16 protein-coding genes are annotated in these 16160 nt (G+C 65.9%); 10 read left to right on the top strand and 6 right to left on the bottom strand.

Going from position 1 to position 16160, the window contains the following annotated elements:
* Nucleotide 1: 1 nt before the first annotated feature.
* Nucleotides 2-616 carry an inorganic diphosphatase gene (locus ACZK0Z_RS14225; protein WP_478449138.1) on the top strand — a complete coding sequence of 205 codons (615 nt, stop codon included), beginning with the start codon at nucleotides 2-4 and terminating at the stop codon, nucleotides 614-616.
* A gap of 19 nt (nucleotides 617-635) precedes the next feature.
* Here ACZK0Z_RS14225 and ACZK0Z_RS14220 read toward each other — a convergent pair whose 3' ends face one another.
* Nucleotides 636-1220, bottom strand: a complete 585-nt coding sequence (locus ACZK0Z_RS14220; protein ID WP_197633693.1) for a hypothetical protein — start codon at nucleotides 1218-1220, stop codon at nucleotides 636-638.
* Between the two features lie 109 nt (nucleotides 1221-1329).
* Between ACZK0Z_RS14220 and ACZK0Z_RS14215 the strand changes: the two genes are divergently transcribed.
* Together ACZK0Z_RS14215 and ACZK0Z_RS14210 are read left to right on the top strand one after the other, a co-directional pair.
* The gene (locus tag ACZK0Z_RS14215; RefSeq protein ID WP_049427050.1) at nucleotides 1330-2745 is read left to right on the top strand and encodes a cryptochrome/photolyase family protein; all 1416 of its coding nucleotides are present in this window, start codon (nucleotides 1330-1332) and stop codon (nucleotides 2743-2745) included.
* A 139-nt stretch (nucleotides 2746-2884) separates the two neighbouring features.
* Complete coding sequence (locus ACZK0Z_RS14210) at nucleotides 2885-3580, top strand: YiaD family glycine zipper/OmpA-like lipoprotein (protein WP_010484399.1); 696 nt, start codon at nucleotides 2885-2887, stop codon at nucleotides 3578-3580.
* Between the two features lie 1062 nt (nucleotides 3581-4642).
* On the opposite strand, the gene ACZK0Z_RS14205 is transcribed toward ACZK0Z_RS14210, so the two are convergent.
* Complete coding sequence (locus ACZK0Z_RS14205; protein WP_005409107.1) at nucleotides 4643-5674, bottom strand: LysR family transcriptional regulator; 1032 nt, start codon at nucleotides 5672-5674, stop codon at nucleotides 4643-4645.
* Nucleotides 5675-5821: 147 nt separating this feature from the next.
* On the opposite strand from ACZK0Z_RS14205, the gene ACZK0Z_RS14200 reads away from it, so the two are divergent.
* From ACZK0Z_RS14200 to ACZK0Z_RS14175, 6 genes are all read left to right on the top strand, one after another.
* Nucleotides 5822-6049 carry a hypothetical protein gene (locus ACZK0Z_RS14200; protein ID WP_049429140.1) on the top strand — a complete coding sequence of 76 codons (228 nt, stop codon included), beginning with the start codon at nucleotides 5822-5824 and terminating at the stop codon, nucleotides 6047-6049.
* The gene (locus tag ACZK0Z_RS14195) at nucleotides 6046-6816 is read left to right on the top strand and encodes an SDR family NAD(P)-dependent oxidoreductase (protein WP_049429139.1); all 771 of its coding nucleotides are present in this window, start codon (nucleotides 6046-6048) and stop codon (nucleotides 6814-6816) included. The genes ACZK0Z_RS14200 and ACZK0Z_RS14195 overlap by 4 nt, the downstream gene beginning before the upstream one ends.
* A 91-nt stretch (nucleotides 6817-6907) precedes the next feature.
* The gene (locus tag ACZK0Z_RS14190; protein WP_005409110.1) at nucleotides 6908-8131 is read left to right on the top strand and encodes an efflux RND transporter periplasmic adaptor subunit; all 1224 of its coding nucleotides are present in this window, start codon (nucleotides 6908-6910) and stop codon (nucleotides 8129-8131) included.
* Between the two features lie 112 nt (nucleotides 8132-8243).
* A complete protein-coding gene (locus ACZK0Z_RS14185) occupies nucleotides 8244-11414 on the top strand; it encodes a multidrug efflux RND transporter permease subunit (RefSeq protein ID WP_197633488.1) in 3171 nt (1056 codons plus the stop codon).
* Nucleotides 11415-11478: 64 nt separating this feature from the next.
* On the top strand, nucleotides 11479-12216 hold the full coding sequence (locus ACZK0Z_RS14180) for an SDR family oxidoreductase (RefSeq protein WP_478449136.1): 738 nt from the start codon (nucleotides 11479-11481) through the stop codon (nucleotides 12214-12216).
* A complete protein-coding gene (locus ACZK0Z_RS14175; RefSeq protein WP_049429135.1) occupies nucleotides 12210-13631 on the top strand; it encodes an efflux transporter outer membrane subunit in 1422 nt (473 codons plus the stop codon). The genes ACZK0Z_RS14180 and ACZK0Z_RS14175 overlap by 7 nt, the downstream gene beginning before the upstream one ends.
* 41 nt (nucleotides 13632-13672) lie before the next feature.
* On the opposite strand, the gene ACZK0Z_RS14170 is transcribed toward ACZK0Z_RS14175, so the two are convergent.
* Entirely contained in the window at nucleotides 13673-14050 is a 378-nt protein-coding gene (locus ACZK0Z_RS14170; RefSeq protein WP_106549381.1) for a VOC family protein, read from the bottom strand.
* Nucleotides 14051-14189: 139 nt separating this feature from the next.
* Here ACZK0Z_RS14170 and ACZK0Z_RS14165 point away from each other — a divergent pair, with 139 nt between their 5' ends.
* Entirely contained in the window at nucleotides 14190-14453 is a 264-nt protein-coding gene (locus tag ACZK0Z_RS14165) for a hypothetical protein (RefSeq protein WP_197633490.1), read from the top strand.
* Between the two features lie 19 nt (nucleotides 14454-14472).
* Here the strand turns inward: ACZK0Z_RS14165 and ACZK0Z_RS14160 are convergent, their stop codons facing one another.
* The 3 genes from ACZK0Z_RS14160 to ACZK0Z_RS14150 form a co-directional block, all read right to left on the bottom strand.
* On the bottom strand, nucleotides 14473-15327 hold the full coding sequence (locus ACZK0Z_RS14160) for an endonuclease/exonuclease/phosphatase family protein (protein WP_197633492.1): 855 nt from the start codon (nucleotides 15325-15327) through the stop codon (nucleotides 14473-14475).
* 156 nt (nucleotides 15328-15483) lie between these two features.
* The gene (locus ACZK0Z_RS14155; RefSeq protein ID WP_049429131.1) at nucleotides 15484-15726 is read right to left on the bottom strand and encodes a hypothetical protein; all 243 of its coding nucleotides are present in this window, start codon (nucleotides 15724-15726) and stop codon (nucleotides 15484-15486) included.
* A 134-nt stretch (nucleotides 15727-15860) separates the two neighbouring features.
* The gene (locus ACZK0Z_RS14150; protein WP_049429130.1) at nucleotides 15861-16094 is read right to left on the bottom strand and encodes a hypothetical protein; all 234 of its coding nucleotides are present in this window, start codon (nucleotides 16092-16094) and stop codon (nucleotides 15861-15863) included.
* Between the last annotated feature and the right edge of the window lie 66 nt (nucleotides 16095-16160).

The raw sequence follows: 16160 nt of genomic DNA, 5'->3' as shown, positions 1-16160 counted from the left end.
GATGAAAACCGTACGCCGTCTTGTCCCCATGGCTGCCATCGGCGGGGCCCTGCTCCTGCTCGCGACAGCGGTGACCGCTGCCGATACCGTGCTGCATCCGTTCCTGGTGGCCCAACCAAGGGAAGCCCCGCAGGAAGTGAATCTGGCGGTGGAGATTCCGGCCGGCAGCTTCACCAAGTACGAGATCAAGGAAGACGGCCTGGTGCATGTGGACCGCTTCGAGTCGATGCCGGTCGCCTATCCGGCCAAATACGGTTCGATGCCGCGCACGTTGGCTGGCGACAACGATCCGCTGGACGCGCTGGTGCTGACCCGTGAACCCCTGTACCCGGGCGTGATCGTGCGCTTCCGGCCGATCGGCTACCTGAAGATGATCGACGGCGGCGAGCACGACGAAAAGATCATCGGCGTGCCGACCGACAAGGTGGATCCGACCTACGCTGGTATCCGCGACCTGGCCGATCTGCCGGAGATCGAACGACAGCGCATCGAAGCGTTCTTCCGGGTCTACAAGGACCTGCCGGCCGGGCGCAACCCGGTGCGGCTCAACGGTTGGGGCAACGCCGCCGAGGCGCGGGCACTGATCAGCGAGGCGATGCAGCGCTTCGAAAAGTAGATCCACGCCATGCGTGGATTCAGTCCAGCAACGTCTCGATGAACGACTCGGCCTGCAGGCGGTGGCCCAGTACCCGGGCCACCGCCTGTACGGCTGCCTCCTGGTGTTCAGGACGGATGCCGCCATCGTCATCGTCGTTGTAGAGGTCATCGCCGGCACCGAGGTATACCGTGCCGGCCGCCGCCAGCACAGCCATCAGGGTCGGGACGTCGGCAGCGATCTCGCCGGCATCCAGCAGGCCGGCGCCGTGATGGCTGAACAGCACGTGGCCGTCATCCAGATCGAGGATGAACGGATCGGCGCTGCGATCGGCAATCACCAGCCAGTTCGATGGCCAGTCGTGGATCGGCTCGCCGCTGATGCCGTGCCAGCGATAGCCGGCCTGGTGACTCCACAGGCGCTGCAGCGGCGGTATCCAGATATCGAGGCCCGGAAGGGTGATGCCGGCGTTGCCCACCTTCGCATTGATCTCATGACCCAGGGGTCCGACCTGCGCGTAGAAGCATGCCAATACAGGCGGTAGCGGGAAAGGTCCCTGCCAGTCACCCTCGTGCTGGGCCCGTAGCAGGCCGAAGCGGGCGAATGGGGCATGCAGATCATCCATGGCGGGGTCCAACGAGGAGCGGCCCGGCAGCCTAGCAGACGGCGTCTGCGTGCAACGCCTTCACCGTCGCTGGCTATCATGTCCGCCTTCCACAACGAAGGCGGTGTCTGTGTCGGTAGCGTTGGTATGGTTCCGCCGTGATCTGCGGCTGCAGGACAATCCGGCCCTGCAGGCCGCGCTGGATGCCGGTCACGACGTGGTGCCGGTCTACATCCATGCGCCGCACGAAGAAGGCGATTGGGCGCCGGGTGCCGCCTCCGATGCGTGGCGCCACCGATCACTGGCCGCGTTGGATGCGGACCTGCGCGCGCGGGGGTCCTCGCTGGTGCTGCGCAGCGGTGACAGCCTGCCGACGCTGCAGGCCCTGATCGAACAGAGCGACGCAGAAGCCGTGTACTGGAACCGCAAGTACGAGCCGGCCACGCAACCTCGTGATGCCACCATCAAGCGCACGCTGCGCGAGCAGGGCATCGATGCGCAGAGCTGTAATGGCAGCCTGCTGTTCGAGCCCTGGGACATCGCGACCCAGCAAGGGCAGCCGTACAAGGTATTCACCCCGTACTGGCGCAACGTGCTAAGCCATTGGCGGTTGCCAGCCTTGCAGGCTGCACCGGAGAAACTGCCGGCACATGAGGTCGACAGCCGCGCGCTGGACGCGCTGCAGCTGGCGCCAGCACTGGACTGGGATACCGGCTTCTGGGAGCACTGGCAGCCAGGCGAGGCAGGTGCGCTGGAAGCACTGTCCGTCTTTGAAGACGGTGCCCTGCGCGGGTACCGCCAGCAGCGCGACCTGCCGGACCGGGTCGGGACCTCGCGGCTGTCGCCGCACCTGCATTTCGGCGAAATCGCACCCTGGCGCATCGCCCACGCGCTGGAAGGGCTGCGCAGTGCCGGCACCGACGCCGACATCGATGGCTACCTGCGCCAGCTGGGCTGGCGCGACTTCGCCTACCACCTGCTGCATCACTTCCCGAAGACGCCCACCGACAACCTCAACCCGCGCTTCGATCGCTTCCCATGGGCAACGCCCAGTGACGCGCAGCTGCGCGATTGGCAGCGCGGCAACACCGGTGTGCCGATCGTCGATGCAGGCCTGCGCGAGCTGTGGCACACCGGCTACATGCACAACCGGGTGCGGATGATCGTCGCCAGCTACCTGTGCAAGCATCTGCGTGCGCACTGGCTGCATGGCGCGCGATGGTTCTGGGACACCCTGCTCGATGCCGACCTGGCCAACAACACGATGGGCTGGCAGTGGGTGGCGGGAACCGGTGCCGATGCCGCACCGTATTTCCGTGTGTTCAACCCCGTGACCCAGGCCGAGAAATTCGATCCGCAGGCTCGGTACATCAGCCGCTGGGTGCCCGAACTGGCCGCACTGCCGGTGAAGGCACGATTCGCGCCCTGGCAGCATCCGTTGCTGCTGGCGGCGCATGCACCGGGCTATCCACGCACGCCGCTGGTGGATCTGGCCGCGGGCCGCGACGCCGCGTTGGCGGCTTACCGCCAGTCGGGGGCAGGGTAAAGAGCGACCTGAGCGATCCGGTCAGTTAGCTGAACGTGGGCCTGTCGCGGTGCCCGATCATCATTCCGGCATCGCATCGGGCTGTTTATTCTCTTTGCGCCCGCAGGCCGCCGGCCGACCGGAAACCAAGGAGAATCTCATGATCCGCAACACCACCCGCAACGTCGCACTGGCCCTGATGAGTGCGGCCGTCCTGTCGGCCTGCGCCACCGGCGGCTCCTACGTACAGAGTGACCAGTACGGCAACCCGACCGAGCAGCAGAACCGCACCGGCCGCAACGCCCTGATCGGCACCGCCATTGGCGTGGCAGCCGGCCTGCTGACCGGCGACAGCGCCACCGAGCGTCGTCAGCATGCCCTGATCGGTGCCGGTATCGGTGCGCTCAGCGGCGCCGCCGTCGGCCAGTACCAGGATCGCCAGGAACGCGCGCTGCGCGAGCGCACCGCCAACACCGGCATCGATGTGCAGCGCCAGGGCGACAACATCATGCTGAACCTGCCGGACGGCATCACCTTCGACTTCGGCAAGTCGACCCTGAAGCCGCAGTTCTACGGGTCGCTCAACGGCGTGGCGGGCACCCTGCGCGATTACAACCAGACCATGATCGAAGTGGTCGGCCATACCGACAGCATCGGCAGCGACGCGGTCAACAACCGCCTGTCGAAGGAACGTGCCGACTCGGTCGCGCAGTACCTGATCGGCCAGGGTGTGCAGAGCGTGCGTATCGAAACGCTGGGCGCCGGCAAGTCGTACCCGATTGCCGACAACAGCACCGATGCGGGCCGTGCCAAGAACCGCCGTGTCGAAATTCGTGTGATTCCGCTCAAGCAGTAACGCGCAGCGTTACAGTTCCGGCGTAGCCGGAACGAAAATGCCGCCCTTGCAGGCGGCATTTTTGTAGGTGCCGAGCTTGCTCGGCACACCGATAGCGTTCCCGTTTGCGGCTTCTCCCAACGGCGCCGACCAAGGTCGGCATCTACCGGAAACCGGGCGTAGCCGGAACGAAAATGCCGCCCTTGCAGGCGGCATTTTTGTAGGTGCCGAGCTTGCTCGGCACACCGATAGCGTTCCCGTTTGCGGCTTCTCCCTACGGCGCCGACCAAGGTCGGCATCTACCGGAAACCGGGCGCACCCGGAACGAAAATGCCGCCCTTGCAGGCGGCATTTTTGTAGGTGCCGAGCTTGCTCGGCACACCGATAGCGTTCCCGTTTGCGGCTTCTCCCAACGGCGCCGACCAAGGTCGGCATCTACCGGAAACCGGGCGCACCCGGAACGAAAATGCCGCCCTTGCAGGCGGCATTTTTGTGGGTGCCGAGCTTGCTCGGCACGCCGATAGCGTTCCCGTTTGCGGCTTCTCCCTACGGCGCCGACCAAGGTCGGCATCTACCGGAAACCGGGCGCACCCGGAACGAAAATGCCGCCCTTGCAGGCGGCATTTTTGTAGGTGCCGAGCTTGCTCGGCACACCGATAGCGTTCCCGTTTGCGGCTTCTCCCTACGGCGCCGACCAAGGTCGGCATCTACCGGAAACCGGGCGCACCCGGAACGAAAATGCCGCCCTTGCAGGCGGCATTTTTGTAGGTGCCGAGCTTGCTCGGCACACCGATAGCGTTCCCGTTTGCGGCTTCTCCCAACGGCGCCGACCAAGGTCGGCATCTACCGGAAACCGGGCGCACCCGGAACGAAAATGCCGCCCTTGCAGGCGGCATTTTTGTGGGTGCCGAGCTTGCTCGGCACGCCGATAGCGCCTGTAGAGCCGAGCCACGCTCGGCTACCTCTTCTGGTAGATGCCGACCTTGGTCGGCGCCGTTCGAAAAGCAGTCGAGCATGGCTCGACGCTACAGAAAGCGATATCGCGCGCCCGGGTAGATCCACGCCACGCGAGGATACCCTCGGTCATGCCGCCGAAGCGGCCACCTTCTCCAGGATCCGCTTGCCGCTGCTTTCCAGTGCAGCGTCTTCCTTTTCCTTCTGCTGCTGCGCCAGCTTCGCACCCGGGCACTGCGCCAGCATGTAATTGGCGTCGAAGTTGAGCTTCTCGACAAGGAAGTCGACGAACGCACGCACTTTTGGCGAGACCAGGCGGCCACCGGCGAACACGGCGTTGAAGTCCACTTCCGGACCGGTCCAGCCAGCGAGTACGCGGCGCACCATGCCCGATTCGACGAAGGGCTTGGCCATCACGTCGCCGGTCAGCAGCAGGCCTTCGCCACACACCAATGCCCCATTCAACGCAGACATGTCGTTGGCGGTCATCAGCGGGGTGACCGGGAAGTCGCGCAGTTCACCGCCGTTCTCGCCCAGCTGCCAGGTGAAGCGCGGCGAATTACCCGTGTGGTACGGCTTGCGCATGGCCAGGATGCGATGGAACTGCAGTTCTTCCGGGTGCAGCGGTTCGCCATAGCGCTCGATGTAGGCCGGGCTGGCGAACACCTGCGTACGCAGGCTACCCAGCTTGCGCGCGACCAGGTTGGAATCGGGCAGGGCCCCCACGCGCAGCGCAAGGTCCGCTTCACCTGCAATCAGGTCCAGCTTCTCGTTGCCCATGTGCATGTCCAGGCGGATCTCCGGGTACTGCGCATGGAACTGGCCCAGCAGCGGGGCGATCCAGGTGATGCCGATCGAATAGGGCACGGTGAAGCGCAGCCAGCCGCGCGGGCCGGACTGCAGCTGGCTCACCGCGCTCTCGGCTTCTTCCAGTTCGCGCGCGATGCGCTGGCAATGTTCGTGGTAGATCGAACCGGCTTCGGTCAGGCCGAGGCGGCGCGTGGTCCGGTGCAGCAGGCGCGCGCCCAGGCGCGTTTCCAGCTCCTGCACTTTGCGGCTGACCGTGGTCTTGGGCAGGCCGAGCGATTTGGCAGCGGCGATGAAGCTGCCTTGCTCGACCACTTTGACGAAGATCAGCGTCTCGTTGAGATCGTGGGACATGGTCGGGGATCCTGGACGTCGGGGATGGGACAATCGTGACAGAACGATTGGACCGGGAGCGGGATGATTATTCCCCTTAATCAGGACTAATCAAGTAAAGGTTTGAGGTCTATCGTGGCGCCATTCGTTAATTGGAGCCCGTCCGCCATGAGCCTGCGCAACATTCTTGCCCGACTCCGGAACGCCGGCCAGAACACCCTGGACCTGGCGATGACCGTCGAAGCCCGCCCGAGTTCCTTGGTACACAAGGACTTCCGTGAGTTTACCGCGCCCATGCGTCAGCAGCGTGGCGGCGCCCTCCGCCTGGTCCCTCACAAGGGTGACCGACTGCGTCGAATCGGGACTATCCCGGATATGGGAGGAAATGTCCCGTGAATGGGATGCTGACGCCCGAAGTCCTGGTCTTGGGCGGCACCGGTGCCGTCGGCCAGGGTGTGGTGGGCGCGCTGCTGGAGGCCGGCAGCCCGGTGTTGGTTGTCGGCCGCGATCCGGGCCGGCTGGCGGCGCTGCACGAGCAGTTCGCCGATGAGCCGGGCCTGGAGACGGTGCTGGGTTCGCTCAGCGACGACGGATCGGCGCGCGCGCTGGCCGAACGCATCGCGCAGCGCCCGCGCCCGTTGGCGGCAGTGATCGCCGCAATGGGTGGGCCATACCGCCGCGGTCGCGTGGTCGACCGCAACGGTGACGAACTGATGGGCGCGATGCAGGCCGATCTGATGCCGCACGTGCACGCGGTGCGTCACCTGCTGCCGCTGCTGCAGGACAACGTGCATGCACGGCGCTACGTGATGATCGGCAGCCCGGCCAACGCCAAACCGTGGGCGGGTTACGGCGAGACCTCGATCACCACCGCCGCGCTGCGCATGTACGCGCAGGTCGTGCACCAGGAGGCGCAGGCGCTGGGCGTGCGTGCGCAGATGCTGGAAGTCTGCAGCCCGGTCTGTACCCCGGCCAACGCGGCCAATGCCTGCATCGAGTGGCCCAGCTCGCTGCTGGTCGGCCGTCGCGTGGTCTCGCTGCTGGATGGTTGCCGCGACAACCGCGCCATCGTCCGCTGTGACAGCAGCGATGCCGAACTGCCGCGTGGCCTGCTGCACTTGGAAGTTCCCCCTTTGTGGCGCGATACCGCAGGCGTCGCTTGACCTCGACCATGGTTGAGGTCGCAGTATGCGGCGCCGATTTTTGCAACACGTTCTCATATAGCTGTACCACCCCTCCGTACGGATGCATGCCATGACTTCCCCCAATACCACCCCACATCGTTTCGGCCATCGCATCGCGATGGTCGGCGTGTCGATCCTCGCTGCGGCCGTGCTGGCGGCGTGCAGCGGCGGCCATGCCGAAGAAGCCGGTGCACCGCCTCCGCCGCAGGTCAGCGCAGCGCCGGTGCTGGTCAAGCAGGTCAGCCAGTGGGACGAATTCAGCGGCCGCGTCGAAGCGGTACAGAGCGTTGAACTGCGTCCGCGCGTGTCCGGCTACATCGACAAGGTCAACTACGTCGAAGGCCAGGAAGTGAAGAAGGGCGAAGTGCTCTTCACCATCGACGCGCGCAGCTACCAGGCCGAGTACGATCGCGCTGCCGCCGAACTGGCCCGCGCACGTACCCAGGCCACGCTGGCCCGCAGCGAGTCCGAGCGCGCCAAGCGCCTGTCCGAGCAGCAGGCGATCTCCACCGAGACCGCCGAGCAACGTCGTGCCGCCGCTGACCAGTCCGGTGCCGCCGTGCAGGCGGCGCAGGCCGCGCTGGATGCGGCCCGGCTCAATCTGGAGTTCACCAAGGTGCGCGCACCGATCGACGGCCGTGCCGGTCGCGCGATGGTCACCGCCGGCAACCTGGTCACCGCCGGCGACAGTGCCAGCGTGCTGACCACGCTGGTCTCGCTGGATACCGTCTTTGTCTACTTCGATGCCGACGAAAGCACCTTCCTGCGCTACGCCCAGATGGCACGCAAGGGCGAGCGCCCGAGCGAGCGTGACAGCGAACTGCCGGTGAAGGTTGGCCTGTCCGGCGAAGAGGGCTACCCGCACTCGGGCAAGGTCGACTTCCTCGACAACCAGGTCGCCCGCAGCACCGGCACCATCCGCGTCCGCGCACTGCTGGACAACGCCGACCGCCAGTTCACGCCGGGCCTGTTCGCCCGCGTGCAGCTGCTCGGCAGCGGCCAGTTCCAGGCCCTGCTGATCGATGACAAGGCCGTGCTGACCGACCAGGACCGCAAGTATGTCTACGTGGTCGACAAGGATGGCAAGGCCCAGCGCCGCGACATCCAGCTCGGTCGCACCGCTGATGGCCTGCGCATTGTCGAACACGGCCTGGCCGCGGGCGACAAGGTGATCATCGACGGCGTGCAGAAGGTCTTCATGCCGGGCATGCCGGTGCAGGCCAAGGCGGTGGCGATGCAGCCACAGCCGGCGCCGGCACCGGGCCGCGATGCCACCGCCGCCCTGAAGCACTGATCCGCGTCCCCGCTTAGCTGCCGGCGCCAGCGGCAGCCTTCCCTGCCTTCGTCATTTCGGCGAGGGGCAGGGTGGCTGTTGCCCGCCGAATGCCTTTCCCAGGAATTCCTCCATGGACTTTTCCCGTTTCTTCATCGACAGGCCGATCTTCGCGGCGGTGCTGTCGATCGTGATCTTTGCCGCAGGCCTGATCACGATTCCAATCCTGCCGATCAGCGAGTACCCGGAAGTGGTGCCGCCGTCGGTGGTCGTGCGCACGGTCTATCCGGGCGCCAACCCCAAGGTCATCGCCGAGACCGTCGCCACGCCGCTTGAAGAAGCCATCAACGGCGTCGAAGGCATGATGTACCTGAAGTCGGTCGCCGGTTCCGACGGCGTGCTGCAGATGACCGTCACCTTCCGCCCGGGCACCGACCCGGACGCAGCGGCGGTGAAGGTGCAGAACCGCGTGGCGCAGGCGCAGGCGCGCCTGCCCGAGGACGTGCGCCGGCAGGGCGTGACCACGCAGAAGCAGTCGCCGACCTTCCTGATGGTGGTGCACCTGACCTCCCCGCAAGGCAAGTACGACACCCTGTACCTGCGCAACTACGCCCGCCTGCACGTCAAGGATGCACTGGCGCGCATTCCGGGCGTCGGTGATGCGCAGATCTTCGGTGGTGGCGACTACGCCATGCGCGCCTGGCTGGATCCGGACAAGGTGGCTTCGCGCGGCCTGACCGCCAGCGACGTGGTGCGCGCCATGCGCGAGCAGAACGTGCAGGTGTCGGCCGGCCAGCTCGGCGCCGAACCGCTGCCGGACAGCAAGTTCCTGACCCTGATCAATGCCCAGGGCCGGCTGAAGACCGAAAAGGAATTCGGCGACATCGTGCTCAAGAGCGGCACCGATGGCGAGATCGTGCGCCTGTCCGACGTGGCCCGCCTGGAACTGGGTGCGGGTGACTACACCCTGCGCTCGCAGCTGGACGGCAAGAACGCGGTCGGTATCGGCATCTTCCAGTCGCCGGGTGCGAACGCGCTGGAAATCCGTGACCAGGTCATCTCGACGATGGACGAGATGCAGAAGACCATGCCGGCCGACGTGAAGTACGAAGCGGTGTATGACACCACCATCTTCGTGCGTGACTCGATCAAGGCCGTGGTCTCCACGCTGCTGGAAGCGATCGCGCTGGTGGTGCTGGTGGTGATCCTGTTCCTGCAGACCTGGCGTGCCTCGATCATCCCGTTGATCGCCGTGCCGGTGTCGGTGGTGGGTACCTTCGCCGCGCTGTACCTGCTGGGCTTCTCGATCAATACGCTGAGCCTGTTCGGCCTGGTGCTGGCGATCGGCATCGTGGTCGACGACGCGATCGTGGTGGTGGAGAACGTCGAGCGCAACATCGAAGAAGGCCTGTCGCCCACCGCCGCGGCCCACCAGGCCATGCGCGAAGTGTCCGGCCCGATCGTGGCGATCGCGCTGGTGCTGTGTGCCGTGTTCGTGCCGATGGCGTTCCTGTCCGGTGTCACCGGCCAGTTCTACAAGCAGTTCGCGGTCACCATCGCCATCTCCACGGTGATCTCGGCGATCAACTCGCTGACCCTGTCGCCGGCGCTGGCCGCGCGCCTGCTGAAGGCCCACGGCGCACCGAAGGACGGACCGAGCCGCCTGATCGACCGCCTGTTCGGCTGGGTGTTCCGTCCGTTCAACCGCTTCTTCAAGTCCAGCTCGGAGAAGTACGAACGTGGCGTGGCGCGCATCCTCGGCCGTCGCGGCGCGGTGTTCGTGGTCTACGCGGTCCTGCTGGTCGGTACCGGCGTGATCTTCAAGCTGGTGCCGCCGGGCTTCATCCCTACCCAGGACAAGCTGTACCTGATTGCCGGCGTGAAGCTGCCGGAAGGTTCGTCGATCGCGCGTACCGATGAAATGCTGCGCAAGGTCGCCAAGATCGCCCAGGAAACCGATGGCGTGGCCCACACCATCTCGTTCCCGGGTCTGAACGCGCTGCAGTTCACCAACACGCCGAACACCGGTGTGGCGTTCATTCCGCTCAAGCCGTTCGCCGAACGTCATGGCCGTACCGCCGCGCAGATCAACGCGGAGATCAACCAGAAGATCGCCGGGCTGCAGGAAGGCTTCGCGTTCGCGATGATGCCGCCGCCGATCCTCGGCCTGGGTAACGGCAACGGCTACCAGATGTTCATCGAGGACCGCGGCAACCTGGGCTACGGCGCGCTGCAGAATGCCGTGCAGGCAATGCAGGGCACCGTTGCGCAGACCCCGGGCATGGCCTTCCCGATTTCCAGCTACCAGGCCAACGTGCCGCAGCTGGATGCCGAGGTGGACCGCGTCAAGGCCAAGGCACAGGGCGTGCAGCTCACCGAACTGTTCGACACCCTGCAGACCTACCTGGGTTCGGCCTACGTCAACGACTTCAACCAGTTCGGCCGTACCTGGCAGGTGATCGCCCAGGCTGACGGTCCGTTCCGCGAGACGGTCGAGGACATCGGCAAGCTGCGTACCCGCAACGACCGCGGCGAAATGGTGCCGATCGGTTCGATGGTCACCATCAAGCAGACCTTCGGCCCGGACCCGGTGCTGCGCTTCAACGGTTACCCGGCAGCGGACCTGGCCGGTGAAGCCGACCCGCGCCTGCTGTCCTCGGCCGAAGCGATGACCAAGCTGACCGAGATCGCCGGCAAGGTGCTGCCGGTGGGCATGACCACTGAATGGACCGACCTGAGCTACCAGCAGGCCACCCAGGGCAAGGCCGCCTTCATCGTGTTCCCGGTGGCGATCATGCTGGCCTTCCTGGTGCTGGCTGCGCTGTACGAGAGCTGGTCGCTGCCGCTGGCGGTGATCCTGATCGTGCCGATGACCCTGCTGTCCGCGCTGTTCGGCGTCTGGCTCACCGGCGGTGACAACAACGTGTTCGTGCAGGTCGGCCTGGTGGTGCTGATGGGCCTGGCGTGCAAGAACGCGATCCTGATCGTCGAATTCGCCAGAGAGCTGGAGATGGGCGGCAAGGGCATCGTTGAAGCCGCACTGGAAGCCTGCCGCCTGCGTCTGCGCCCGATCGTGATGACCTCCATCGCGTTCATCGCCGGCACCGTGCCGCTGGTGCTGTCGCACGGTGCAGGCGCCGAGGTGCGCTCGGTGACCGGTATCACCGTGTTCGCCGGCATGCTGGGCGTGACCCTGTTCGGCCTGTTCCTCACCCCGGTGTTCTACGTGGCCCTGCGCAAGTTCGTCACCCGCAATGGTGGTGGCCAGCTGGTGCAGCACGGCGAGCCCACCATCCACCACTGACATGGAACCCCGTCGCCGCCGGTCATTGGCCGGCGGCGGCTTTCCCCTCACAAGGCATGAATCCATGAACACCCATCAGAACAAGATCGCGCTGGTCACCGGCGCCACCCGTGGCATCGGCCTGGAAACCGTGCGCCAGCTCGCCCAGGCCGGTGTGCACACGCTGCTGGCAGGTCGCAAGCGCGACACGGCAGTGGAGCTGGCACTGCAGCTGCAGGCTGAAGGCCTGCCGGTCGAAGCCATCCAGCTGGACGTGACCGATGCAGCCAGCATCGCCGAAGCGGTCGAGCAGGTACGCCAGCGCCATGGCCGCCTCGACATCCTGGTCAACAACGCCGGCATCATGATCGAGAACCCGGCGCAGGCGCCGTCGGAGCAGTCGCTCGAGACCTGGAAGCGCACCTTCGACACCAACGTGTACGCGCTGGTGGCGGTCACCCAGGCCTTCCTGCCGCTGGTCAAGCAGGCCAAATCCGGCCGCATCGTCAACGTATCGAGCATGCTCGGCTCGCAGACCCTGCACTCCGACCCGGCGTCGGGCATCTACGATTTCAAGATCCCGGCCTACAACGCCTCCAAGGCAGCGGTGAACAGCTGGACCCTGAGCCTGGCCTACGAACTGCGCAATACCCCGATCAAGGTCAACACCGTGCATCCGGGTTACGTGAAGACCGACATGAACGGCGGCAACGGCGAAATCGAAATCAGCGAAGGCGCACGTTCCAGCGTGGAAATGGCGCTGATCGGTGAATCCGGCGCCAGCGGCAGCTTCACCTACCTGGGCGAGGTGCTGCCATGGTGATGCGCACGTTGGCGATGGCCGTCTCCAGCCTGGTGCTGGCAGGCTGTGTCAGCGTCGGCCCCAACTACAAGGCGCCGGTACAGGAGCCTGTGGTGCTGCAGGGTGCGCAGCAGCCGGTGTTCAGCACCACCTCGCCGGTTGCCAGCTGGTGGGCGCAGTTCGATGACCCGGTGCTGGAACAGCTGGTGCACGGTGCACTGTCGGACAACCTCGACCTGCGCGTGGCGGTGGCCCGCGTCGGCCAGGCCCGTGCGGTGTTCGTCGAAAGCCGTTTCGACCAGGCCCCGCACATCACCGCAGGCGGCAGCTACGACCGCCGCAAGCAACCCGATCCGCAGCTGGGTGGGCAGCGGGTGTTCAGTGAAAGCTACCAGCTCGGCTTCGACGCCGGCTGGGAGCTGGATCTGTTCGGCCGCAAGCGCCGTGCTGCAGAAGCCGCGCGCGCCGACCTCGACGCCGAGCAGGCCAACCTGGCCGATGCACAGGTGCTGGTCGCCGCCGAAGTGGCGCGCAACTACTTCGAGCTGCGTGGCACGCAGAAGCGCATCGCCGTGGCCCAGCACACCCTGGCCAACCTGCGCGATACGCAGAAGCTGACCGAGGCGCGCTGGGAGCTGGGCGCCGGCAGCGAGCTGGATGTGCAGAGCAGCCGTGCCCGGTTGAAGGCGATCGAGGCCGATATCCCGCTGCTGGAAGTGGCCGAGACGCAGTCGCGCAACCGGCTGGCGGTTCTGCTGGGCCAGCGTCCGGAAACGCTGACCGCCATGCTTGCGCCGCACGACGTGCCGGCATTTGCCAAGGCGCTGCCGCTGGGCGATACCCGCGAGCTGCTGCGCCAACGCGCCGACGTGCGCGTGGCCGAGCGTCGCCTGGCCGCCGCCACCGCGCGGGTGGGCGTGGCCACTGCGGACCTGTTCCCGCGGCTGTCGTTGTCCGGTTTCGTCGGCTTCCTCGGCGGCGACGCCAGTGGCCTGGTCAATGGCAACAACAAGGCCTGGTCGCTGACCCCGTCGCTGAGCTGGGCCGCGTTCGACTTCGGCACCGTGCGTGCACGCCTGCGTGCCAGCAAGGCTGAAGCCGAGGGTGTGGCTGCGCAGTATGAGCAGGCCGTGCTGTTGGCACTGGAAGACACCGAAAACGCGCTGACCCGCTATTCCAAGCAGCAGGCGCGGCTGGCGATCGTGGTCGAGCAGGCGCAGGCGGCACGACGTGCCGAATCGCTGGCGCAGATCCGCTATCGCGAGGGCTCGGAAGACTTCCTGACCCTGCTGGATGCGCAGCGCACGCAGTTGGCGGCGGATGATGCATTGGCGGCGGCCGAGGCCGAAGTCAACGTCAGCGTGGTTGGTGTGTACAAGGCGCTGGGCGGCTGGGGGCAATCGCCGCAGCAACCCAGCGTGGCGCAGCTGCAGTAGGCATGAGGGGACGGAAGCCGCGGCTTCCGTCCCTTTCTGCTTCAGGGCCAGAGATTGGCCGGTACTGCGCGTTCGCGCATGCGCACGATGCAGAAGCGATGGCCGGTGGGCGCTTCCATCACCCACCAGCGTTTGACGAAGCCGATCCGGCGCGCGCCGAGTTTCTCCAGTCGATCTGCCTCGGCATCGATGTCGTCGCTCTCGATGTCCAGGTGCACGCGCGAGGGGTGAGCGACCCGCTGCACCTCCACCTGCAGCCCTCCCGGCGCATCCCGCAGCTCGGCGTACTCGGCGCCATCTTCGCCATACGATGGCTGCGCCTGCAGACCGAGTGCGGCCGCCCAGAAGCGTGCGCCTTCGTCAGCGGGCGTGTCCTGGCAGTCGATGATGAATCCGGCCAGACGGCTCTGGTGCGCCATGACGTCCTCCGCAGATTGGGAATGGAGGCAGGGTAGCGCGTCGCGTGCTGTGGACGTTGTCACAGTCATGACGTTTCTGACTCTGCCGGAATCGGGGCCCGCGGTGTAACTAGTGGGGCAGATTCCAGGAGGGCAGGCGATGAGCGATGACAAGCGCGATACCCAGCGCATGCTGTTCGGTGATCCGGGGCCGCCTGGTGCAGGGCTGTCGGTAGCGGTCGTAGTGCTGATAGTGTTGGCTACGATGGCGGCTGCGATCGGCTTCGTGCGCCTGCCGGACCAGATGCTGGGGCTGGGCCTGATCGGCATCTCCGTGTTTCTGGCGGTCGGTGCCCGCATCAGCCAGGCACGCAACCAGCATCAGGCGCTGTACCGGCTGATGTCGCGACAGCCGCCGCCGTAGCTGCGGCTGCCGCGCAGGTTCAGTGTTCCGGCCAGTCCAGCTCGACCACCAGCGGGAAATGATCCGACGGCAGTATGCCGTCGATGCGACGGTCATCGGTGACGAAGCTGCGTGCATGGAAGCCGCGCACCAGCACCCAGTCCAGCTGCACGGTGGCCTTGCCGGTGAAATCGTGGAAGGTCAGGCGTGGCCCCTGCGGAGCCTTCACCTGGGTACGGGTGTCCTGCAGCAGGCGGGTGAATGCCTTGTAGGTGTCACCACCGGGCTCGCTGTTGAAGTCGCCGGTCAGGACCACCGGCAGGTTGGCCGGCAGGGTTGCCAGATGCTTGCCGATCAGTTCGGCACCCTTCACCCGGCGCGGCTCGTCCTCGTCGCGGTAGGGCAGGTGGGTATCCATGAAGTAGAAACGACGGCCATCGTCCAGGCGCCGGAACAGGGCCCAGGTGACCATGCGCGGGTACAGGTTGCCCCAGGTGATGCTACCGGGCACCTCCGGCGTATCGGACAACCAGAAGTTGCCGGATTCCTCGACGGCCAGCACCTTGCTGTCGTAGAACACGCCCATGTGTTCGTCACCGCTTCCGCCGCGGCGGCCTTCGCCGAACCAGCGGTAACCGGGCAGGTGCTCGGACAGGAAGTCGGCCTGCTCCTTCACCAGCTCCTGGGTGCCGATCACGGCCGGGTGTGCATCGAGGATGACCTTGACCATGGCATCGCGACGGTCCGGCCAGCGCTTGCCCGGTTCGGTATCAGCCGGGGTGCGGACATTGAACGACATCACTTTCAGTGGCGCCGGTGCGGCGGCCCAGGCAACGGCAGGCAGAACAAGCGCCAACAGCGCACACAGCGCAGGGCGATGGAAGCGCGACAACATCGTGGAATCCCTCCATTCCATGAAAACGGTTTCATGGAGCATGCCATGGAAGGCGAGGGCAGCGGTATGCCGGGATGGGCGGATGGCAGGTGCCGGGCGGGCGGTGAAAGCGCCGCCCGGCGGATCGCGCGGGCGCGATCAGGAGATCATGTCTGCTCAGTCGGCGGGCAGGTACCACTGGCCATTCTGGTCAATCCAGTACACCCGGATGTAGGGAGTGCCATCCTCTTCGAAGTACGTCACTTCGCAACGTTGATGGTAATAGGGCCCCATCTTGACCCGGACGCAGTTCGTGTTCTCCGGACCACCGCCACCACCGCTGGCGGTGGCCTGGGACGACGTGGAGAGAGCTCCCACAGCAAGCATCAGTGCGGCCATCGAGGCCAGGTGCAGTTTCATGGGCATCATCCTTGTGTTTGCAATCGCGCATCTGCGCGGTGTCATGCAACTACCCCCGGTAGATCAGGCGACCGTGCGGCAGCTGCTGCGTACGCGCCGGCCCGGCTCGCGGCCCGGCGCAGTCCCTTCCCGGCTCAGTCGCGCAGGTAAGGGTTGCCGTACTCGTCGATCCAGTACTCGGCTGTGTAGACGTTGCCGAATTCATCGGTGTAGGTTTCCGTGCAGTGGTGGTGGACGCGGTTGCGGTCCACATTCACAGGCACACAGGAAACATTCTCTCTCGGGACCCCTGTGTTGGCGTCCGCCACCGGAGCCAGGGTTGCAGTTGCCACCACCAACGCGGCCATCGTGGCCAGTTGCAGTTTCATAAGCATCATCCTTGCTTTCTGCAATCGCGCACATGCGCATGGCGTGTGTAACACGCGAACCAGACC

Source organism: Stenotrophomonas sp. 116085_Sma, from assembly GCF_056479585.1.
The sequence above is the reverse complement of the archived record's forward strand: the minus strand, read 5'-3'. Positions and strand labels throughout refer to the sequence as shown.

Coding starts and splice junctions, on each gene's coding strand:
- ACZK0Z_RS14190 (WP_005409110.1), top strand. CDS start 6,908: ATGACTTCCCCCAATACCACCCCACATCGTTTCGGCCATCGCATCGCG.
- ACZK0Z_RS14205 (WP_005409107.1), bottom strand. CDS start 5,674: ATGTCCCACGATCTCAACGAGACGCTGATCTTCGTCAAAGTGGTCGAG.
- ACZK0Z_RS14170 (WP_106549381.1), bottom strand. CDS start 14,050: ATGGCGCACCAGAGCCGTCTGGCCGGATTCATCATCGACTGCCAGGAC.
- ACZK0Z_RS14180 (WP_478449136.1), top strand. CDS start 11,479: ATGAACACCCATCAGAACAAGATCGCGCTGGTCACCGGCGCCACCCGT.
- ACZK0Z_RS14210 (WP_010484399.1), top strand. CDS start 2,885: ATGATCCGCAACACCACCCGCAACGTCGCACTGGCCCTGATGAGTGCG.
- ACZK0Z_RS14165 (WP_197633490.1), top strand. CDS start 14,190: ATGAGCGATGACAAGCGCGATACCCAGCGCATGCTGTTCGGTGATCCG.
- ACZK0Z_RS14200 (WP_049429140.1), top strand. CDS start 5,822: ATGAGCCTGCGCAACATTCTTGCCCGACTCCGGAACGCCGGCCAGAAC.
- ACZK0Z_RS14150 (WP_049429130.1), bottom strand. CDS start 16,094: ATGAAACTGCAACTGGCCACGATGGCCGCGTTGGTGGTGGCAACTGCA.
- ACZK0Z_RS14175 (WP_049429135.1), top strand. CDS start 12,210: ATGGTGATGCGCACGTTGGCGATGGCCGTCTCCAGCCTGGTGCTGGCA.
- ACZK0Z_RS14155 (WP_049429131.1), bottom strand. CDS start 15,726: ATGAAACTGCACCTGGCCTCGATGGCCGCACTGATGCTTGCTGTGGGA.
- ACZK0Z_RS14220 (WP_197633693.1), bottom strand. CDS start 1,220: ATGGATGATCTGCATGCCCCATTCGCCCGCTTCGGCCTGCTACGGGCC.
- ACZK0Z_RS14225 (WP_478449138.1), top strand. CDS start 2: ATGAAAACCGTACGCCGTCTTGTCCCCATGGCTGCCATCGGCGGGGCC.
- ACZK0Z_RS14185 (WP_197633488.1), top strand. CDS start 8,244: ATGGACTTTTCCCGTTTCTTCATCGACAGGCCGATCTTCGCGGCGGTG.
- ACZK0Z_RS14160 (WP_197633492.1), bottom strand. CDS start 15,327: ATGTTGTCGCGCTTCCATCGCCCTGCGCTGTGTGCGCTGTTGGCGCTT.